Genomic DNA, 20,279 nt, shown 5'->3' with positions numbered 1-20,279 from the left:
GGGGGCCCTCTATGAAAATACGCAGCTTGTCGCTCATCATGGTACTTTGCTTTGTAGGGGTAAACGCTCTTTTTCTTACAGCAGTCAGTGTTTTTTCATATCGTATCTACTCGCAGATTACGTACGAGGAGGTCAGTGATGGCAGGCTTGCCTTGTTGAATGAAACCGTAAATCAGGTGTCGACCTATATGAAAGGGATCAGCGATTATACCCTATACACGGTGTCGAATGAGTTGGTGATTTCCTCCTTGTCGGAGCAGCCGGCGTCCTCCTTTGATGCCGTTAACAAACAGAGGGTGCTGGCAGCCTTTCTCAACCAGGCCTCAGCCGTCAATAAGGATACGTATTCCCTAGAAATTTTCACAGATCGCTTCGAAGCCTTTCCCAAAAGCCCCGACACCGGCATCTTCCCCATCCAAGCGATAAGGGACCAAGACTGGTTTGCCCTGCTTGAGCAATCGGATGGCGTATGGGTTCCCAAGCACCATATTGTCAAAGACCAAATCGAGGTCGTAAGCTACGTCCATCGGATTCATAATCCCAAAGGGCAAACGACCGGATTTGTAAAAATTAATGTGCCGGCAGACAAGGTGCTGGTAAATAAGAACCGATCCAATTCACCCCATCAGCTCTTGCTGCTGGATGCTGATGGGCGAATCATTGTTACACGCACAGTCGGAGATCCTACGAATAGCTGGACCGATTTCCCGAATATCGATACCCTGCCGGAACTTACCCGACATAAAGAGCAATCAAATTATTACGAGGTTATCGAGCAACAGAGCAGCCAGTATCTGGCTATTATTTCAGCACCTAGCCAGGAGCAATGGAAATTAATGCAATTAGTGCCTGTCGATGTATTGCTAAGCAAAACAAAGCGGGTTGGCTACTACGTGACCATTGTAGGTTTAGTCGGCTTGCTGCTCTCTGTTCCGCTCGCCTTCTGGATCGTCCGCCTGATGGTCATGCCAATAAGTAAAATCATTGCCGGTATGCGAATGGTAGAAAAGGGGAATTTTGATGTCAGGGTGAAGGAATTTTCGATTGATGAATATGCCATCCTCTCCTCCAGCTTTAATAAAATGGCGTTCCGTCTGAATGAATTGCTGCAGAATCTGACGATGGAGCATAGAAAAAAGCGTGAGGCGGAGCTCCAGCTTCTGCAATCGCAAATTAAACCACATTTTCTTTACAACACGTTGGATATGATTTATTGGCGCGCTTTGGATTATAAGGCTGATGATATCGGGCTGATGATCAACCAACTGGGCAAGCTATTCCGGATTGGCTTAAGCGGCGGTCACTTGTATATTCAGCTTCGCGATGAGCTGGAGCATGTTAAATGCTACATGCGCATCCAGAAGGCCAGGTTGCAAAAGTCTATTCAATACACAGAGGATGTCCCAACCTCACTTATGGGGCATTATGTGCCCAAAATTATTTTGCAGCCATTTATCGAGAACAGCATTACCCATGGTTTCACCAAAAATGGAGCTTCCCAAATCGAGATTTTTATCGCCATTCAGTTGGTTTCCAAAGATCATTATGAATATTTGGAGGTAACCATTCAGGACAATGGGAGGGGATATCAAGGGAATTATGATTTCACATCGTTTACGGGAATTGGGATCAGAAATGTTCATGAGCGGATTCAAATTTACTGCGGAGACGAATATGGAGTGACTTTATCGGATGTCTCTGGCAACGGTAACAGCTCTGACAGCAGCATTGGCTCTGGTGATGAAGCAGTCAGTGGGGCAGTTGCCAAAATTCGCCTTCCAGTCATCCCAAACGAAAGCGCATTTGCCCTCATACTCGAAGGTCATGCTTGATCGATGGAGCTTTGCTCACAAACTTGAAGGACTTGCTTATCATAGAGGTCCTTCCCTGCCAAGAAAGGGATTGTATCCTATGTCGACAACTGATTACAAAACCGTGCTCATCGTCGATGATGATCGGCTTACGCTGGATGGGCTGCGTAAGCATGTTCCATGGAGTGAGCTCGGATTGTGCGTGCTAGGTACGGCTGAGAACGGGCTTGAGGCGCTGTCCAAAATTCGCGAAGCCGTAGTAAAACCACGTATCGTCATGACCGATATGTATATGCCTGAAATGGACGGGTTCACCTTTATTCAGGAATTGAAGAAGGAAGAGCCTGATATTCGCATCATTATTTTAAGTGGCTATGAGGAATTTGAGAATGCCAGACAGGTGATGCGGTTTGGGGTTCAGCATTTTTTGCTCAAGCCTGCCAATGTCCAAGAGATCGAATTCGTACTGCGTGAGGTCGTTCAGGAGATCGATATCGAGCAGGAAGAAAATAAGATTAAAGACACCTATATCCAGCAATTTATCGATAATTTCCCACGGATTAAAGACTCCTTTTTCCGGGAGCTGCTCGTAACTCGATATAAACGAGAGGAAATTTCACCCGAAAAGCTGCAACTGCTGGGACTGGAGCCGGATCCTCGGCTGATCGTAGCGAGTGTCCAATTGGTGCGTCCCCATTTTTTGGGACGGGATCAAGAGCGCCATTGGCAGCTTCTGAAATTTGCCGCAGGCAATATTATGAATGAAATTATAAACGATGGTATAGGTAGTTCTAGCGATTTGCTCGTGCAAACCGTCGATTTTACAGACGAAATATTCGTAGCCATCCTCATGTCAGCGCAGGAAATCGACCTGGAAGAAACAGTGGTCTCTCTCTCCTCGCGAATATTGGATAAAATTTTGCTTTATTTGAAAATATCAGCGGTTGTAGGCGTTGGCAAGCCCAAGCAAGGCCTGGATCAAATCATCGATTCATACCTCGAAAGTCAGGAGGCTCTCGAAACTGCCGAATATAATGAGCTCAATCAGGTATATAAAGCAACAGACATAGTGGAAAAAGGGAGCCTGCAGGCTTTGCATTATCCACTAACCTATATTCAACAAATCCATGAGGCACTGGACAAGCAGGATTTGGCTATGTTTCTGGAATACTGGCAATTAATTAATGAGCAATTGGATGCCCAGCGGTTGCCACTCTACATGCTGCAAACCATATATATCAGCGTGCTAAGCTCGATGCTGTTGGCGCATCGTACGGCTGATCCCGAACAGAGCACAGAATACGAAATGTCACGCATGCTGCAAGAACTGTACCAGCAGCCTACAGCTATGCTGCTTAAGCAGTGGATGGATGACTTTATCGATAGCTGGAAGGCGGGCTACGCGGCTGGTCAGCAAAGCAATTATCTGGTTAAGCAGGTCAAGGAATGGGTTTTGAAAAACTACTGTGAGCAAGTCGCCTTCCAGGAGATTGCCCAATCGCTATATGTAAGCAGAGCGTATTTGAGCCATTTGTTCAAGCGGGTAACTGGTGAAACCTTTACCCAGTATTTAATGCACTACCGCATCGATAAAGCAGCGGAGCTGCTAAGAACGAAGCAATATATGATCTACGAGGTCAGTGTGATGGTTGGATACCAGAATCCAACTTATTTCAGCCAAATTTTCAAATCCGTAGTCGGCTGCAGTCCCACCGATTATGTAAACAGGAGGAATTAACGACCATGCAAAAGCTTCCCGAGCCGTATCCCATTATGTCTGGAGACTACCCTGATCCCAGTATCGTCCGTGTTGGCAGTAATTATTATATGGTTCATACCTCTAGCTATTATGCACCAGGTTTATTAATCTGGCATTCCACTGATTTGATCCATTGGGAGCCGGTCACTTATGTAATCAAAGAGTATTTCGGTGATATTTGGGCACCAGAGTTGGTTTTTGTTGATGGCATCTTTTATTTGTATTTCCCTGCCAATGGCACTAATTATGTGACAACCTCCGTCAAACCGGAGGGACCTTGGACAGCACCGATTGATTTAAAAGTAAACGGAATCGACCCGGGGCATCTCCTGAGCCCTGATGGCAAAAGATATTTGTATGTGTCCAAGGGCTACATGACGGAGCTTGCACCCGATGGCTTATCTGTATTGGGCGAACCGCAGAAGGTGTATGAAGGCTGGACAATCCCTGAGGATTGGGACGTGGAAGGCTTTGCGCTCGAATCGCCTAAGCTTATGTACAAAGACGGCTACTACCATATGATAGCTGCGCAAGGCGGAACGGCCGGGCCCGCCACAAGCCATATGGCTGTATCCGCGCGAAGCCGCGATCCTTGGGGACCATGGGAACACTCCCCCTACAATCCGGTTATCCATACGTATAGCCGCACGGAGAGATGGTGGAGCCAGGGGCATGGCACCTTGATTGATACACCGGATGGACAATGGTGGATCGTCTATCATGCCTACGAGCAAGGGTACCATACTCTCGGGCGCCCTACACTTATTCAGCCAGTGGAATGGACAGAGGATGGCTGGTTGCGGATTTCTGAGGGGAGCTCTGCTATTGAGCTCTTGTCGAAGCCACGGAGTGTGGGTCGCAAAAGCCAAAATATATCCAGTTTTGCGAATTCCCAGGGAAGCTCGAATACGACTCCACTATCCGACCGGTTCGAGTCCAGCCAGTTGGGCTGGCAATGGCGGTTTTATAAGGAATATGATCCCTCCAGATTCACGATTGGCATTGCAGGTTCGACGGGCACAGTAGATGCAGTGAATACAGTAGGCACACTCAATCCAGCTGGGTCAACCGGTGAAGGAAGGTTGATTTTAAAATGCAAAGACTACAGCACCTCCCCTGCGGATTCCGGTCCACTGTTATGCATTCCGGACGAGCATGCGTATGCGGTAGAGGTTGAAGTCGAGGTTACTCCAGGTGTGGAGGCGGGCCTCATCCTCTTTTACAATGAAAAGTGCTATTGCGGGATAGCTTTCACAGAGCAATCGATTTACCGGTACAGACGTGCTGAAAAAGGAATGGTATTGACTAATTCGTTCAATCGTATGCATTTGCGGCTTATTAACGACCATCATGAAGTTAAGCTTTATTATAGCCAGGACGGCCAGGCTTGGAGCAAGTTTCCTCAGGTTATGGAGGTCTCAGGATATCATCATAATACTATCGGAGATTTTTTGAGCCTACGCTTAGGGATGTTTGCTGCCGGGAAAGGTGAAGCTGTTTTTCGGAATTTTAAATATAAGGCTCTTGAATAAAACTTAACTTTACACCTGTTATTACAAGTAATAAACAACCTTTTAATTCGCCAAATGGCAGTTTAAAGGTTGTTTATGTTAATAATTTATGAGAAACGTATTAATATATCAGCTTTGGGCGTTCTTCCTGCATTAGCCCTAGCCATGCAGCAACCATAACGATGAGTTTATTGCTGGGAATAATCGGATTAATTTTTGTGCGTGAAGTAGATGCCAAACAGCATTTGTCGGGTTTGTGGTCATGGCAGTCCAATGCCTATCAATCGCAGAAGGGGCTCTTTTTTTGACATAAAACTACCTGAATATGCATAGAATAAACTTTACCGGGAATCCTACAAATAGAAGGTAAGCGGTAATAATCGGTAAATAGCGGTAAATCACATTAAGTTAACAGAGTGTTCACACGAAGTTAATACTGCGTTCATGTTGGTGGCTTACACTTAGTCAGTAGTCAATGAAAGAGGAGGGAAATTCATGATTTTATATCAAATGGCCAAACGGATGGAGCAAAGAAAGAAGCTTCAGCACACGATTGAGCAATCCGAGGGTATTACGGCACAGCAGCTTGTCACGCAAAAGGAACAGGTTGAAGCACAGCTTATGACGCAGGCGAATTATTGGGCAGAGGAAGGCAATGACGAGTTCATGTTAAGTGCAATGGTTCCTGAGGTTGGCGGTATTCAAACAAATACAGCAGGCTTGTAGCTGGAAATGGAATTTACCTTACGAGGTGTTCCATTTCTTTTTTTTGTATTCGGCATCTTTTCCGTGTAAAATAGGGTTGCATGAATCCTGTAAAGTAAAAGAGGTTATTTCGCATGAAAATCGTATTATCGACGCTTAACGCCAAATTTATCCATACATCGCTTGCCCTCCGTTATTTGAAAGCCTTTTGTGGCGACGATTTTAACATAGACATTACGGAATATACGATAAAAGATCCGGCGATGAACATTGTTTCGGATTTATTTCAACGTCAGCCTGATGTGATCGGGTTCTCCTGTTACATCTGGAATATCGAAGAAACGATTACCGTGATCAGTATGCTGAAAAAAATTAATCCCCAGCTTATTATTATTTTAGGTGGTCCTGAAGTCTCTTATGATACCGATTATTGGATGGAGAGACTGCCGCAGGTCGATTATATCGTGATGGGCGAAGGAGAGGAAACCTTCCATCATTTGCTGAAGGAAATTAGTGGAGATCGTGCCTTCTACAGTGTATTCGGGACTGCTTATCGCAAAGAGGGCAGAGTTCTGATCAATCCGCCGCGGCCAAAGCTGAAGCTCGACGATATCCCGTCGCCACACCGATTTGCCGAAGATGTTCCGAGCCTGGCGAATCGTGTCGTTTATTTTGAAACGAGCCGTGGCTGCCCGTTTAGCTGTCAGTTCTGTTTGTCCTCGATTGAAGTGGGTGTTCGTTATTTTGACATCGACCGGACAAAAAACGACATTCTGTATTTGATCGCATCCGGTGCGAAGCTGATCAAGTTTGTGGACAGAACCTTTAATATCAAGCGCGATTATGCGATGGACATATTTGAATTTCTCATTAACAACCATCAGGGCTGTGTGTTCCAATTTGAGATTACAGCGGACATTATGCGGCCCGAGGTATTGGAGTATTTGGCGGAAAATGCGCCGCCGGGTGTGTTCCGTTTTGAAATTGGCGTACAGTCCACGAATGATTTGACGAATGGACTTGTAAAGCGTCGGCAAAACTTTGCCAAGCTGTCGCGAACCGTGACCATGGTCAAGGAAAGTGGCAAGATTGATCAGCATTTGGATTTGATTGCCGGCTTGCCTGAGGAGAATTATCATTCATTCCGCAAAACGTTCAACGATGTGTTTGAATTGGGGCCTGAGGAGCTTCAGCTCGGATTTTTGAAAATGCTGCGGGGTACAGGCATGCGTGCTGATGCTGAAAAGTATGGTTACATGTATATGGACAATGCGCCCTACGAAATTCTGGGCAACGATATTTTGCCATTCTCCGATCTGGTAAGGATCAAACGGGTTGAGGATGTACTGGAAAAATACTGGAATTCACATCGGCTGGACCACACCGTGAATTATTTAATTCGCGAGCAGTTCCCCTCGGCATTTGATTTCTTCCAGCAGTTTGGCGACTATTGGGAAGCTCAGGGCTGGCAAAAAATCGGCCATCAGCTCGAGGATTTGTTTACCCGACTGCGTGCGTTCCTGAATCATCGGGGAACCCAGCGGATGGATGTTATTGAGGGCTTGATGAAACTCGATTACTTCCTCAACCATAAGTACAAGCCTCGTAAAATATGGTGGGAATTTACTCTGAACAAAGCGGCACAGAACGATTATTTACGCAGACTTGTCCATAATCCAGAGGCCGTTTCCACAGCTTATGCTGAACTTGGTATCGGGGAGAAGGATATCCACAAGCACGTGATGATCGAGGTGCTTCCGTTCCGACTGGATACGTATCTGGAAACAGGCGAGCTTATCGCCGATGCGGAGCAGCTGCTTATCATTTATTTCCCGCCTGACACTTCGACTCGTGCCATGCATTTTACATTGTCGCTAACATCGGCGCAGGCCATGTAGGTCTGAGTTTTATCGTCCATATATTCAACAAAAAGCAGTCTTAACTAGAAAGTATAGTTTTAGACTGCTTTTTATGCTGTTAATCGATTATGGTTGGTTGATCCTGATTTCTTAAAAATTCAAAAATCAATTTAATTTGCGATTCGGTATTTCGATCGGTGGAAAGGTTCGGTAATTGATTTTCGGAAAAAAACTGGATATCCGTTGTTTCTATTCCTGTTATTGGAGCTCCCCCGATAATCTCACAGCGAATAAAGATTTTGTAATAATGGTAAGGCTGAGGCGGGTGTGGATGTTTAGTGCTGTCAAAAATAGCAAGCAGTTTCGTGACCTTTACCTCATATCCAGACTCCTCCTTTATTTCCTTGATTACATTTTCAGAGGGGGATAGACCGATATCGCAAAAACCGCCAGGTAAAGACCATTTATTGTTATTGCTTTCTCTTACCATTAAAATTTGATCGTCTTTAAACACGACTCCGCGGACATCCGCTTTAGGCGTTTGAAAACCGGTTTCATTCGTAAATAAGTCAGTGATCTTGTCCATCTCTAATTCCGTATAGGTCTGCATAATTTCCGCACTAATGGTCCGCAGCTCGGTGAATCGTTCAATATCAAAGGGATCTTTGGAAAAGGTTAACCCCGCTTGCGATAAAAATTGTATCCTTTTTGCCCAATCCAGCCATTGCAAGCTCATTACGAACACACCTCATTGAAAAAGCATCTGAGAGCCATGTTTCAGGGGCCATTCAGATGCTTAGTTTATTTTGAATCATGCAAATAAAAATTAAGGCAGATAGCTTCTTAGAACCGTCATCGATCCTGTGAGCGTATATTCGCCTAAATTGGCTGGAATCAGATAGCACTCACCTGGTTTGACAGACTGCTGCTCTCCATCGCCCCATTCAATCGCGCCAGATCCGTCACAGATCACATGAATGATAAAGCTTTCCGGTGTTGTTTGCAGCTTCCATGACTGTTCAACCTTGCCCTTTTCAGTAATGAAAAATGGGGATTGAGCCAAGGTCAGCCATTGATTGGATGATTCCAAATTGGTTTTCATAAAAGTAGCTCCGGAATTGGAGTAAGCAATTACATTTAACGAGTCTTCAATATGCAGGTCCCGAGGCTTGCCGTCCAGACCTAATCGATTGTAATCATACAAGCGGTATGTACTGTCGGAATTTTGCTGAATTTCGGCAACAAGTACACCTGCACCCAAAGCATGTACAGTACCTGAAGGAATGTAGAAGGAATCGCCGGTTTCAACTGTAATCTCATTCAGCGTATCCATAATCCGGTTTTCGCTAATTGCCTGAGCCAATTGCTCGCGGGTGACTCCTTCGTTCATGCCATAAATAATTTTGGCTCCTGGCTTGGCGTCAAGAATATACCACATTTCGGTTTTGCCCAGCTCACCTGACGGCAGCCCTTGATAAGTATCGTTAGGATGAACCTGAACGGACAAGTCGTCCTGACAATCCAGCAGCTTGATCAATAAAGGGAACCGGCCGTTCTTCTCGGAAAATCCTTTGCTGCCAAAAAACGTCTGACCGTATTGTTCACGGACTTCGTCCAGACCAAGGCCTTTAAGGGAACCATTAATAACTTTGGTCGTACCGTTAGGATGATCGCCAATCGCCCAAGCCTCCCCGATAGGGCCCTCCGGTAATTCCAGCCCGAATTGCTCCAGCGCCCGACCTCCCCAAACACGTTCTTTCAGTTCCGGTTGAAATAATAAAGGATATGGTTTCATTCGATTCCCTGCTTTCTCGCATGAGTTCTGCTTTTTTATGCATATGTAGCCTACCTTGTATTATATCAATCCAGCTTCAGCTTTTCTACCGCGATCAAATAGGGAGGATGATTTCTTTGATTCATGAAACGGTATTCCAGCACTTGAAACTGTTTTTGCGGCAGCTGTTCGGCCCAGGCTCGAACAGCTGCGGCCTCATCTTCGCCACCTTGATGTCCTGTATACAGCACGATAGTCAGTATACCGCCTTTTCTTAAGCTGGCTGCGGCAGCCTGCAGCGCAGGAATGGTAGCGGAAGGGGTAGTAACAGCCTGATGATCGCCTCCAGGCAGGTAGCCAAGATTGAACATGACCGCTCCAATCTGCTGGAATGCAGCTTCCGGGACATGGGATTCCAGCTCTGCATGACTGCACAAATGCAGCCGGACATGGGAATAGTCCGGCTGCGCTTGGGCCAAGCGTTGTTTTGTTGCGGCAATCGCTTGCTGTTGAATATCAAAGGCATGTACAGTACCTTCAGGACCTACCAGCCTTGCGAGGAAAAGCGTGTCGCCCCCATTGCCAGCAGTAGCATCGACTACTGTGTCTCCGGGTCCCACAAGCTGCTCGACCAGCTTGTGGGCATAGTTAAGAATTGATAACAAACCGAACCCGCCTCCATCGATTATTTTTTGCTGGCCAGCCAGCTTGCCAATGCTTCAACCTCATCGGTCTTTAGCATATCCTTGAATGCTGGCATGACCTTTCCGCCACCATTTATTTTGGCAATTAATTCATCTTTATTTTTTTTGGAACCTACAGCCGATATATTGGGACCCATACCGCCTTGCAGCTGATCACCATGGCAAGCCATACAGTTGTCCTTGAACAGCACTTCTGCTTTTGCAGCAGCCGCGGTGGCGACCGGTGCTTTGGTTTCTGCGGCTGGCTTGGGCGCATCCACGGGTGCTACAGGTGCGGGGGCAGGTGCCGCTTTGGGCTGTTCTGGCACGGGCTGTGCTTCCGGCTTCACAGCCTCCGTCTTGGCCGGTTCTGACACGGCCACCTTAGGCTCTTGCGTCTGCGGCGCGGTCGGCGTGGCGACGACCTCTGGTGTCGCTGCCTTCGGCTGCTCTTGCGCTGCAGCAGGCGCGGGCTTAACCTCGGCCGCTCCTGCTGGCTTCGCTGGCTCTGGCGAAGGCGTCGCAGCAGGTTTCGCTGCTTCGGCTGTACTGCCAGCCGCTGCCGCTGTACTGCCAGAGCTGGCACCGCTTGGTGTGCTGGCTGGCGGTTTAGCCGAAGCCTCAGACTTCGGCGGGCTCACAGCTGTACTCGAGCTTACTGTGCTCGGTGCTGTGCTTGCCTGCTGTGCAGCTGGCTTGTCACTGCTGCATCCGGAAATAGCCAATACGGTTAACATACAGGTCCATACAAACAGGTTACGTTTCTTCATTAAATAGTCACAGCTCCTCACAACTAATTAAATTCATGCTCAGGTTGATGCCTGGATTATAACGCCTACTCAGGTAACGTATAGCAGATGTTATTCGGTTCAACCTCAGATGAAAATAATGTCAGGAGCAGATGAATTTCTTACCTTGATACGTATCCCGATTTCGCAGCTCCGCGTCAATAGCGTTAAGCACTTCCCACTTTTTCAGGCTCCACATCGGGCCGATCAGCAAGTCGCGAGGTGCGTCTCCGGTAAGTCGGTGGACAATCATTTCCTGAGGCAGCAACTCAAGGGTGTCAACCACAAGCTTGACATATTCGTCCATTTCCAAAAAGCGCAGCAGTCCTGCCTCATACTGCTTTACCATCGGCGTTTTACGCATTAAATGCAGCAGATGGATTTTAATGCCTTCCACGCCCATATTGGCAACAGCGCGGCCAGTTTCAAGCATCATTTCATGGGTTTCCCCAGGAAGACCATGAATAATGTGAGCGCAGGTCCGAATATTGTGCTTTTTAAGCTTGGCTACCGCATCGGTATAGCACTGCGTATCATGAGCGCGATTAATCAGCTTGGAAGTTGATTCATGAACCGTTTGCAGACCCATTTCAACCCACAAATAGGTCCTTTCATTCAACTCGGCCAAATATTCGACAACATCATCCGGCAAGCAATCCGGTCTTGTGGCGATAGATAGGCCAACGACCCCTGGCTGCTGCAAAATGACTTCATAATACTCACGCAGCTCGTCTACAGGTGCGTAGGTGTTGGTATAGGCTTGGAAATAACCGATATACTGCGCATCAGGCCATTTTTTATGCTGCAGATCGCGAATTTTGTTGAATTGTGTAACCAGATCATCGCGGCGGCTGCCTGCAAAATCTCCGGAGCCGCGCGCACTGCAAAAGGTACAGCCGCCTGTGGCAATCGCACCATCCCGGTTTGGACAAGTAAATCCGGCGTCAAGCATCACCTTAAAAACCTTGCGGCCAAACACGCGGCGCATTTCCGTATTCCATGTATGAAATCGCTTGTCCCCCCATTGAACGGGGAACGCTGTTTCTTGAATTTGATTCATGTTACAAAACTCCTTCTTGTGGCAAATCCATAAATGCAATCAGCTTCATTTTAACGTATATTGAAGCGGTTTGCGAACATTTCCCATAGCAAAAGCCCCCTGCACATTCAAAGAATACTTCATGCTCTAATCGACCATGCTACATTTGTACCAAACAAAACAGTTCGAAGGGAGAATCATTCAATGAACAAGTTTAGCAAGCTGGTGATTGTGTTGGCCCTGACTTCAACTATGGGGTTCGGTACTCAGGCTTTTGCCGAGATGGGCGTCAATAGCTCGACTACAGGCAGCAGCGGTACGGGTACGCTAAATGCTTATGGAACGGGGACTACGACAGGCACGGATGGTATGGGAACAACGGGAACAACAACAGGTACTTATGGTACAGGGACAACAACAGGTACAGCAACGGACCCAACCGGAACTTATGGAACTGGCACAACAGGAACGGGTACAACTGGGTATGGTACTAATGGAACAGGTACAACCGGTTATGGAACAACCGGATATGGTACTACAAGCAACACAACCACGGATGCTTATGGAACAACAGGTACGGGCAATACCAATTATGGTACAACAGTGGGCAATACCGTCAGCAACAAGACACACCATCTGCTTGACCGTATGAACACTTATAGCAATACAAATGCGAACACCAATGGATATGGCGGCAATTATGATACTTATAGCTATCGTGCCAATGCGGATACAACGACAAAAGGTACAAACTGGGGTTGGTTGGGATTACTTGGTTTGTTAGGTCTGGTCGGGATGCGTGGCGGGAACCGTAACGAATCGGACATTAAATAATTTTTGAGATAAGAATGGCGGCTGCCTTCCAGCTGATGGCGGCCGTCTTTTCATAAACTACCTATTTAGAGTATAATCATTCCTGAGCGGTTAGTTCGTGTGCAAGATAATCGTAAGTTTACAGCCGGAGGATGATTATGCGTTTACGAGGAAGAAAAGGAATTCGAGAAGCACTCATAGCACAACCAGAGCTTATTATCTTGGAGCCTGCGACTTATAAAGGAAAATGGAGCTCGTTATTTGGCAATAATAACCCCATTCATGTCGAGCTTGGGATGGGAAAAGGCAAATTTATTAGTGAACTTAGCTATCAAAACCCTAATATTAATTACATAGGCGTTGATATGTACGATGAGCTGCTGCGCAGGGCTGGTGAAAAAGCAGAACTGGCACGTGCCGCGGATGGAGGAAGTCTGGATAACCTCAAGCTGGCATTATTTAATATTGAAAAAATCGAGGAGATCTTCGATAACAGCGAGCTGGAACGGATTTATTTGAATTTTAGCGACCCATGGCCCAAAAAACGACATGCCCGTCGTCGTTTGACGCATGCTGGATTTGTGCGCAAATACATCGACATTTTGAATGAAAAGGGCGAAATTCATTTTAAAACCGATTCCCGTTCTCTTTTCGAGTATTCGTTGAATTCTTTTGCAGATATGGGTCTGCGTATGCGTAACATTTCACTCAATTTGCACGGAGAAGGCGTTCGTACCGACTTGGTTTTAACTGAATATGAAACCAAATTTTCCGAGCAGGGTGTTCCTATTCATCGGTTGGAAGTGGTGATCGGCAAGCAGGCGATGGATCAGCATCTTCAGCAGCTGGCTGATCTGGAGCGTTCGGAGGAGTAGTGGACATTCGAAATACAAAAAGCATGCAGGCTCTCTATCGTAGAGAACCTGCATGCTTTTTGTAGCTGAGGGAGCTTTCTCATGAAGAACTCACGTTAACCCGCAGCATCTCCATAATCGCTTGTGAGCAATCAGCTGGATGATAGGCATGATTATGTGAGGTGGGGTTCGACCTGGCCTTGGACAGTTCGGAATACCGATCAATCAATTGTTGAAACCAGCGGTCGATGGTTGCGTCCGATTTAATGGGCTCTCCATAGCCGTGCTGGGTGAAGTAATCCATATTCTCTTCCTCTTGGCCGGGAATCGGTTGGTAGAATAACATCGGAATCCCTTTGGATAAGCCCTCGGTACAGGTCATTCCACCGGGTTTTGTAATCAGTAAATCGGACACTTCCATCCATTTATCGACTTCGCGCGTAAATCCCATCAATCGAATATTTTCATGCTGAAACCGTTCATCGTGCGATAATTCAGCTAATGCCTTATCGTTACTGCCGAGACAAATAATCAACTGTATCTTTTCCCGCCAGTCTGTGAAGTGGTTCAACGATTCCTTCGTGTTCATTAATCCCCAGCCGCCGCCCATAACGAGAACCGTCGGCATGGCCTTCAAGCCAAACTGTGAGCGCAGCTCTTCACGATTATGCGGCTCCCAAAAATTCGGATGAACAGGTATCCCCGTCACCTCGATAGCTTCGGGCAACACACCGCGCTTCAAAAGCTGATCCTTAACGTTAGAGCTGGATACCAAATATTTGTTAACCTCAGAGCTTACCCAGGTGCCGTGCGCATCATAATCCGTAATCACCGTACACAAAGGAACATTTAAGCCAGCTCGCTTTAATCTTGAGATCACCGCATTGGGAATCGGATGCGTGCAAACAATCGCATCAGGTCGAAGCTGATGAACAACAGCGGCTGTCTGTGCATAAAAAATTCGGTGCAGAGCTAATTGAGCAAAACGGTTTAAAGACTTTTTATACTGGGAACGATACATGATCCCATACAGCTTGGGCTGTGTGGTGACGGTTTTGCGATAAGCAGTAAGTATCCAAGGAGCCAAAGTTGGATTGAGAAAGGAGCCTAGCTCCAGTACACGTGTCTGAATATCGGGTGAGAGCATACGAAGACTGACTGACAGTGCCTGAGCAGCTTGTGTATGCCCGGCTCCAAAGCCTTCGGATAATAACAAGACCCTTTTTTTACGCATATGCGTTTCACCATACCTTGTTACAATTGGATTTACACAAATTTAACATTAATCATTTTGAATCCAAAAAGCAACTATGTGAATAATACGACAGCTCCGAATGCGGCAGCGGTGCCGATGATACAGCCAACCAGACAGTCTGACGGGTAGTGCAGTCCCAGATACATACGCGATATGCCCACTAAGGATGCGACTGGCAGCAAAACTGTACCTAACCAAGCGTTGGCATAGAAAAGCGGAATCGTAATGGAAAAGATGGCTGTAGTGTGTCCTGAAGGAAACGAATGATCCGTTAGCGGATTTTTGTATGTATTCGTATCCTTGAGAACAAGATAAGGTCGAAGCCGCGGATAGTTTTTTTTGAACAAGGCGACTGGCACATGACTGACGGCTAAGGCAATACAGCTTTGCAGGCCTGCCAGACGCCAGCTATCCTGACCGAATATGCTCAAGCAGAGCGCGGCTGTCACCGTGAAGGTGGCACCTCCCAGGTGGGTAATCATATTGAAGAAGCGGTCCAAATACGTGCGGCGCATCCTTTTGTTAATCCATAGAAACATACGGTTCTCGTGCTGCTGCAGCCAGGACACGAAGCGTTTCATTCCAGTCACCTCCTGTTTAAGAGTATATAAAGTGCACAAACCGATCATCAGTAATGATGTGAATATAAGGCGACTTTTTAAATCATCTTTTATCACCAGCATATACATACCTACCCCATATTATATACTTTGTTTGTTATTGGAGTATTAACCGCATATAAATACCGTTTAAACATCCAGGCAGTGGCAGCAGGAACAGGGAGCTTACGCATAATTTGTGCAAGCAGTAGAATTATTGTATCATAAAAGCTGTGTATCGACCCCAAAATACAGGCTGGCGCCCTGCAAAACTTGAGTAAAGCTGCTATCGGTCAATTAATAAAATGAAAATCGCTGAGAATTGATGAAAAGACGGAATAAAGCATGGATGGCAAAGAACACGACCCTAATTCCTTATAAAAACACTGATTATTCATAAGATCCGGCTTATTCCGGCTATAAGGCGCTTTTGACAAAGTAAAGGAAAGAGAGGAAAATCATATTCGGTTGTTTGGAAAAAAATATAAACCAACGAAGCTTATACATGCCTAAGCATGATAGACAGAGAAAACTTTGGGGTACATAACAAAAAAGGGGGATTTTAAATGCTGGACAATGTCATACTGGTTATTCAGGTTGTCTTGGCGCTGATTGGGGTTTATCAGCTCTTTTTGACGTGCTTTGGCTGGTATCGGGCTAAGGCAAAACCGCAATTTGCACCACAAAAATCATTCGCTATTCTGGTTGCCGCTCATAATGAGGAACAAGTGGTCGGTGCATTGATTGATAATTTGAAAAAACTCGATTATCCGAAAGAATTATATGATGTATTCGTTATTTGTGACAACTGCACAGACCGTACAGCTGATATTACCCGCAGCAAGGGAGCCTATGCATGTGAACGTCACAATCCCAAGCTTCGCGGTAAAGGCTATGCGATTGAATGGATGCTGAAGGAGCTGTGGAAGAAGCCTCGCAGCTATGATGCTATTGTTATGTTTGATGCGGACAATCTGGTCAACCCGGATTATTTGACTCTTATGAACAATGACTTGTGTAACGGTTCCAAGGTTATTCAAGCTTATCTGGATACCAAGAATCCGAACGATTCGTGGATTACTGCCGCATATGCCGTAACCTACTGGTATTGCAACCGTTTATGGCAGCTGCCGCGCCAAAACCTTGGCTTGGCGAACTTCCTTGGAGGCACAGGCATGTGCTTCGATACGAACCTGCTGAAGGAAATCGGCTGGGGCGCAACAAGTCTGGTTGAGGATCTGGAGTTCACCATGCGTTGTGTACAGCGTGGCATTAACCCAACCTTTAATTATGATGCCAAGGTATATGATGAAAAGCCTTTGACTTTCAAGGCTTCTGCCAAACAGCGGCTTCGCTGGATGCAAGGACATTTTGATGTAGCACGCCGTTATTCCTTTCCTTTGCTGTGGCAAGGTCTAAAGGAAGGCAGCTGGTCGAAGCTTGATACAGGCTTATATGCACTAAACGTTTATAATGTGCTGATCGGTTCGGTAGTAACGATTGTTTTGTGGACGGATAGAATTGCGCCAGGTCTTCCTTACCTACAATCCTTATTTGATTACTCACCGCCGATTTTCATGACGATAGGAATATTAAGCTTTATTCAATTCCCACTTGCGCTTATTATTGAAAAGGCAAATTGGAAAACCTATTTGTACCTAATCCCGTTTCCGCTGTTTATGTTATCTTGGTGGCCAATAACCGTCTATGCGTTTTTCACGCAAAATAACAAGCAGTGGAGCCATACCGAGCACACGCGTGTCATTCGGTTGGAGGAAGTACAAAGCAAGCAGGTTAGCTAAATAAGCAATTGACTTTGTAAAGCATAATATGATATGATGACCTAGTTGAAAAAGAAGAGGCGCCCGCTTCTCACCTGACTGACCTTGAGTTGGCTGGTTATAAAGCTAGAGTGAATGTGAATTTGGTAATTGATCACTTAAACTTTAACAGACGTGGGCGTTCGCTGCCCGCGTCTTTTTTAATTTAATCCATGGAGGTGGCAAGTTATTAGTACAGAGCATTTAATTAACGAGGATATTCGAGTGAAGGAAGTACGCTTGATCGGTGGGGACGGAGAACAACTCGGAATCAAACCTATTCGCGAAGCACTTCAGATCGCACAGGATGCCAATTTGGATTTAGTTAATGTTGCTCCAACGGCTAAACCGCCGGTTTGCCGGATTATGGATTACGGGAAATTCCGCTATGAAACACAAAAGAAAGAAAAGGAAGCCCGTAAAAATCAAAAAATTGTTGAACTTAAAGAAGTTCGTTTAAGTGCAACTATCGATGAGCATGACTTTCAAACGAAGCAGCGCAATGTTGTGAAGTTTTTAAATGAAGGCGATAAAGTGAAATTGAGCGTTCGTTTCCGTGGCCGTGAAATTGCTCATGCAAGCATAGGGCAAAAGGTGCTGGAGCGGATGGCTGCCGAAGTTGAGGAACTATCTATCGTCGAGCGTAGAGCTAAGCTTGAAGGTCGCAGTATGATTCTGATTTTGGCACCTAAGCAGCAAGCATAAATTTGAAGGAGGACTCCACACATCATGCCGAAAATGAAAACACACAGCAGCCTTAAAGGCCGCTTTAAGATCACAGGTACAGGTAAAGTTATGAGATACAAAGCTCACAAAAACCACTTACTGTCCGCAAAATCCAATCGTCAAAAACGCGTATTGGGTACTAATCCAGTTATGGCTGCTGGTGACGTAAAACGTTTGAAACAACAATTGGGCAACATCAAAGGCTAGTTCTGCATCTTTATCCCACTTAAATTTCTGGAGGTAATGAAATATGGCAAGAGTAAAGGGCGGGTTCGTAACTCGTCGTCGTCATAAAAAGATTTTGAAGCTGGCAAGAGGTTATTTTGGTTCCAAGCATCGTTTATTTAGAACAGCAAATCAACAAGTAATGAAATCCTTGCTGTATGCTTACCGTGACCGTCGTACGAAAAAACGTGATTTCCGCAGACTGTGGATTACTCGTATCAACGCTGCAGCTCGCATCAATGGCTTGTCTTACAGCAAGTTCATGCATGGTTTGAAGCTTTCCGGTATCGAAGTTAACCGTAAAATGCTGGCTGATCTGGCTGTTAACGATCTGAACGCATTTAACGATCTGGCTACTGCAGCTAAACAAAAAGCGAATGCTTAATTGTTATCATCAATAATAAAAAACGCATTTTCCTGAATCTTGATTGAGGGAAACGCGTTTTTTTGTTTTTCAGATTTTTTTCAGAAATTCATGTTACTTTAGTTAACAGTAATAAGGTAATGAATTCATGCTTTTCTAACAAATGCTCTTGAATTGAACGTAACTTAACTATATTCTAATATTTGCTTAATTGTTTTGAAAACAATATATGGTATCATAAATATGAATCTAATCCATAGGACTTATTACCTAAATGCTGGAATTGATCTTTTTTGAGAATTTTACGTATATGAAGTTAAAGCATATTTGATTATAGAGAGATTAGGTGAGTGGTTATGAACATCATATTGCTTTCCGGTGGTTCTGGGGTAAGACTATGGCCTTTATCTAATGAGCAGCGTCCCAAGCAATTCATTCCTCTAATTAAAGATCACAGCGGCCAGCCAAAATCCATGCTTCAGCATGTGTGGAGTCAATTGAAACATCGGAATCTACATAACTCTACGGTTATCGCAACCTCGGTGGGACAGCAGGCGTTGATCCATGATCAGATTGGTCGGGAAGTCGATTTGGTGCTTGAACCGGAAAAACGTGATACGTTTCCTGCCATTCTATTATCTGTTGCTTATTTATACTCGCATCGGGGTGTTTCCAGAGATGAGCCTGTTGCGGTGATGTCGGTGGATAGCCGAGTCGAGGATTCATTTTATGATGCGCTCATCAACCTGCCGGAAGCATTGGAAAGTACGGGGGCTAATGTAGCTTTAATGGGTGTGAAACCGACATTTCCTTCTCAGAAATATGGTTATATTATCCCGGAGCCAAATACAGAGAATTTGCCGATTATGACGATAGAGCGATTTTATGAAAAACCAAATGCACAGGATGCCGCTCTATATATAAAACGCGGCGCTTTGTGGAACTGTGGCGTCTTTTGCTTCAAGGTGGGTTTTCTATTGGACTTGCTGGCCAGTAGGGGGCTTCCGCAAACCTATGAGGAGCTGCTGCTTGTATACAATCAACTGGAGATTCGAAGCTTTGATTATGCGGTTGTAGAGCGGGAACGACGAATAGCTGCGCTGATGTATACCGGTTCATGGAAGGATATGGGGACATGGTGCACAGTGGCAGAGGAGTTAAATGATCCGGTTGTCGGTAAAGGCTTCCTTGGCAAAAACATCAATCAGGTACAAATTGTGAATGAATTGGATATTCCCATTATCGCAGTTGGTCTTTCCGATATTGTTATTGCCGCGAGCAAAGAAGGAATTCTGGTAAGCCACAGAGGATCGGATGCGCAGCTAAAAGAAGCTGTCCAGCTTATGAAAGAAAGCTTGCTGCCAAAGAGCGACTGCATCGAGACTCACAGCCGGTTGGTAGATCGCTCCGTATTTGCCGATGGTACGATCGTAACGACCCAAAGGATTCATTTGAAGGCAGGGATGGAACGGATATTTGAACCCCTGATGGATGAAAGACGACAAATTGTTTCCTGGACGGTGATGCACGGAAGCTCCAGAGTGGTTAAAAACAAAGAAGGTATCGTCGTATCAAGCGGTTGGAATGTGACATTGGAAAATCGTGATGAGGCAGTGTTACAAGCATTAGGTCCTGTTGATCTTCTGGAAATAACAACCATCACTAATCAATAAATAGGCTTGGACTGAAGGAGG

The 20,279-nt window shown here is 45.6% G+C and carries 19 protein-coding genes; 12 read left to right on the top strand and 7 right to left on the bottom strand.

Annotated features, from left to right (window positions below; translation table 11 throughout):
- The first annotated feature begins 11 nt into the window (after positions 1–11).
- The 5 genes from NST47_RS34860 to NST47_RS34840 all read left to right on the top strand — a co-directional run bounded on the left by NST47_RS34860 (position 12) and on the right by NST47_RS34840 (position 7,684).
- Positions 12–1,832 (top strand): cache domain-containing sensor histidine kinase, encoded by a 1,821-nt coding sequence (locus NST47_RS34860; RefSeq protein ID WP_341159217.1) that lies wholly within the window; start codon positions 12–14, stop codon positions 1,830–1,832.
- 79 nt (positions 1,833–1,911) lie between these two features.
- A complete protein-coding gene (locus NST47_RS34855; protein ID WP_341159216.1) occupies positions 1,912–3,549 on the top strand; it encodes a response regulator transcription factor in 1,638 nt (545 codons plus the stop codon).
- Positions 3,550–3,554: 5 nt separating this feature from the next.
- Positions 3,555–5,102 (top strand): family 43 glycosylhydrolase, encoded by a 1,548-nt coding sequence (locus tag NST47_RS34850; protein ID WP_341159215.1) that lies wholly within the window; start codon positions 3,555–3,557, stop codon positions 5,100–5,102.
- A 474-nt stretch (positions 5,103–5,576) separates the two neighbouring features.
- Positions 5,577–5,807: a hypothetical protein gene (locus NST47_RS34845; protein WP_341159214.1), complete on the top strand. Its 231-nt coding sequence runs from the start codon at positions 5,577–5,579 to the stop codon at positions 5,805–5,807.
- 113 nt (positions 5,808–5,920) lie between these two features.
- Positions 5,921–7,684: a B12-binding domain-containing radical SAM protein gene (locus NST47_RS34840; protein WP_341159213.1), complete on the top strand. Its 1,764-nt coding sequence runs from the start codon at positions 5,921–5,923 to the stop codon at positions 7,682–7,684.
- A gap of 79 nt (positions 7,685–7,763) precedes the next feature.
- On the opposite strand, the gene NST47_RS34835 is transcribed toward NST47_RS34840, so the two are convergent.
- The 5 genes from NST47_RS34835 to NST47_RS34815 form a co-directional block, all read right to left on the bottom strand.
- Positions 7,764–8,381, bottom strand: a complete 618-nt coding sequence (locus NST47_RS34835) for an NUDIX hydrolase (protein ID WP_341159212.1) — start codon at positions 8,379–8,381, stop codon at positions 7,764–7,766.
- Between the two features lie 90 nt (positions 8,382–8,471).
- Positions 8,472–9,440 carry a type I phosphomannose isomerase catalytic subunit gene (locus NST47_RS34830; protein ID WP_341159211.1) on the bottom strand — a complete coding sequence of 323 codons (969 nt, stop codon included), beginning with the start codon at positions 9,438–9,440 and terminating at the stop codon, positions 8,472–8,474.
- Positions 9,441–9,505: 65 nt separating this feature from the next.
- Entirely contained in the window at positions 9,506–10,084 is a 579-nt protein-coding gene (locus NST47_RS34825; RefSeq protein WP_341159210.1) for a class I SAM-dependent methyltransferase, read from the bottom strand.
- Between the two features lie 20 nt (positions 10,085–10,104).
- The gene (locus tag NST47_RS34820; protein WP_341159209.1) at positions 10,105–10,872 is read right to left on the bottom strand and encodes a c-type cytochrome; all 768 of its coding nucleotides are present in this window, start codon (positions 10,870–10,872) and stop codon (positions 10,105–10,107) included.
- Between the two features lie 121 nt (positions 10,873–10,993).
- Positions 10,994–11,950: a TIGR01212 family radical SAM protein gene (locus tag NST47_RS34815; RefSeq protein WP_341159208.1), complete on the bottom strand. Its 957-nt coding sequence runs from the start codon at positions 11,948–11,950 to the stop codon at positions 10,994–10,996.
- A 183-nt stretch (positions 11,951–12,133) separates the two neighbouring features.
- On the opposite strand from NST47_RS34815, the gene NST47_RS34810 reads away from it, so the two are divergent.
- The gene (locus tag NST47_RS34810; RefSeq protein WP_341159207.1) at positions 12,134–12,763 is read left to right on the top strand and encodes a hypothetical protein; all 630 of its coding nucleotides are present in this window, start codon (positions 12,134–12,136) and stop codon (positions 12,761–12,763) included.
- Positions 12,764–12,900: 137 nt separating this feature from the next.
- Positions 12,901–13,617 carry a tRNA (guanosine(46)-N7)-methyltransferase TrmB gene (gene trmB, locus NST47_RS34805; RefSeq protein ID WP_341159206.1) on the top strand — a complete coding sequence of 239 codons (717 nt, stop codon included), beginning with the start codon at positions 12,901–12,903 and terminating at the stop codon, positions 13,615–13,617.
- Positions 13,618–13,696: 79 nt separating this feature from the next.
- Here the strand turns inward: trmB and NST47_RS34800 are convergent, their stop codons facing one another.
- Positions 13,697–14,830, bottom strand: coding sequence for an MGDG synthase family glycosyltransferase (locus tag NST47_RS34800; RefSeq protein WP_341159205.1), 1,134 nt, complete (start codon positions 14,828–14,830; stop codon positions 13,697–13,699).
- 74 nt (positions 14,831–14,904) lie between these two features.
- Complete coding sequence (locus tag NST47_RS34795; RefSeq protein WP_341159204.1) at positions 14,905–15,432, bottom strand: phosphatase PAP2 family protein; 528 nt, start codon at positions 15,430–15,432, stop codon at positions 14,905–14,907.
- A 584-nt stretch (positions 15,433–16,016) separates the two neighbouring features.
- On the opposite strand from NST47_RS34795, the gene NST47_RS34790 reads away from it, so the two are divergent.
- The 5 genes from NST47_RS34790 (at position 16,017) to NST47_RS34770 (ending at position 20,258) form a co-directional block, all read left to right on the top strand.
- Positions 16,017–17,252: a glycosyltransferase family 2 protein gene (locus tag NST47_RS34790; RefSeq protein ID WP_341159203.1), complete on the top strand. Its 1,236-nt coding sequence runs from the start codon at positions 16,017–16,019 to the stop codon at positions 17,250–17,252.
- A gap of 207 nt (positions 17,253–17,459) precedes the next feature.
- Positions 17,460–17,975, top strand: a complete 516-nt coding sequence (gene infC / locus NST47_RS34785) for a translation initiation factor IF-3 (RefSeq protein ID WP_076229691.1) — start codon at positions 17,460–17,462, stop codon at positions 17,973–17,975.
- A 24-nt stretch (positions 17,976–17,999) separates the two neighbouring features.
- Positions 18,000–18,203: a 50S ribosomal protein L35 gene (rpmI, locus tag NST47_RS34780; protein ID WP_076229692.1), complete on the top strand. Its 204-nt coding sequence runs from the start codon at positions 18,000–18,002 to the stop codon at positions 18,201–18,203.
- 43 nt (positions 18,204–18,246) lie between these two features.
- The gene (gene rplT, locus NST47_RS34775) at positions 18,247–18,606 is read left to right on the top strand and encodes a 50S ribosomal protein L20 (protein ID WP_076229693.1); all 360 of its coding nucleotides are present in this window, start codon (positions 18,247–18,249) and stop codon (positions 18,604–18,606) included.
- 335 nt (positions 18,607–18,941) lie between these two features.
- Complete coding sequence (locus tag NST47_RS34770) at positions 18,942–20,258, top strand: sugar phosphate nucleotidyltransferase (RefSeq protein WP_341159202.1); 1,317 nt, start codon at positions 18,942–18,944, stop codon at positions 20,256–20,258.
- Positions 20,259–20,279 lie beyond the last annotated feature (21 nt).

Origin of the sequence: Paenibacillus sp. FSL H8-0034 (assembly GCF_038000305.1) — a bacterium.
Lineage (GTDB): Bacteria > Bacillota > Bacilli > Paenibacillales > NBRC-103111 > Paenibacillus_S.
The sequence above is the reverse complement of the archived record's forward strand: the minus strand, read 5'-3'. Positions and strand labels throughout refer to the sequence as shown.

Coding starts and splice junctions, on each gene's coding strand:
- NST47_RS34810 (WP_341159207.1), top strand. CDS start 12,134: ATGAACAAGTTTAGCAAGCTGGTGATTGTGTTGGCCCTGACTTCAACT.
- rpmI (WP_076229692.1), top strand. CDS start 18,000: ATGCCGAAAATGAAAACACACAGCAGCCTTAAAGGCCGCTTTAAGATC.
- NST47_RS34835 (WP_341159212.1), bottom strand. CDS start 8,381: ATGAGCTTGCAATGGCTGGATTGGGCAAAAAGGATACAATTTTTATCG.
- NST47_RS34795 (WP_341159204.1), bottom strand. CDS start 15,432: ATGAAACGCTTCGTGTCCTGGCTGCAGCAGCACGAGAACCGTATGTTT.
- NST47_RS34815 (WP_341159208.1), bottom strand. CDS start 11,950: ATGAATCAAATTCAAGAAACAGCGTTCCCCGTTCAATGGGGGGACAAG.
- NST47_RS34820 (WP_341159209.1), bottom strand. CDS start 10,872: ATGAAGAAACGTAACCTGTTTGTATGGACCTGTATGTTAACCGTATTG.
- NST47_RS34840 (WP_341159213.1), top strand. CDS start 5,921: ATGAAAATCGTATTATCGACGCTTAACGCCAAATTTATCCATACATCG.
- NST47_RS34770 (WP_341159202.1), top strand. CDS start 18,942: ATGAACATCATATTGCTTTCCGGTGGTTCTGGGGTAAGACTATGGCCT.
- NST47_RS34860 (WP_341159217.1), top strand. CDS start 12: ATGAAAATACGCAGCTTGTCGCTCATCATGGTACTTTGCTTTGTAGGG.
- NST47_RS34800 (WP_341159205.1), bottom strand. CDS start 14,830: ATGCGTAAAAAAAGGGTCTTGTTATTATCCGAAGGCTTTGGAGCCGGG.
- NST47_RS34790 (WP_341159203.1), top strand. CDS start 16,017: ATGCTGGACAATGTCATACTGGTTATTCAGGTTGTCTTGGCGCTGATT.
- rplT (WP_076229693.1), top strand. CDS start 18,247: ATGGCAAGAGTAAAGGGCGGGTTCGTAACTCGTCGTCGTCATAAAAAG.
- NST47_RS34855 (WP_341159216.1), top strand. CDS start 1,912: ATGTCGACAACTGATTACAAAACCGTGCTCATCGTCGATGATGATCGG.
- NST47_RS34850 (WP_341159215.1), top strand. CDS start 3,555: ATGCAAAAGCTTCCCGAGCCGTATCCCATTATGTCTGGAGACTACCCT.
- trmB (WP_341159206.1), top strand. CDS start 12,901: ATGCGTTTACGAGGAAGAAAAGGAATTCGAGAAGCACTCATAGCACAA.
- NST47_RS34830 (WP_341159211.1), bottom strand. CDS start 9,440: ATGAAACCATATCCTTTATTATTTCAACCGGAACTGAAAGAACGTGTT.
- NST47_RS34845 (WP_341159214.1), top strand. CDS start 5,577: ATGATTTTATATCAAATGGCCAAACGGATGGAGCAAAGAAAGAAGCTT.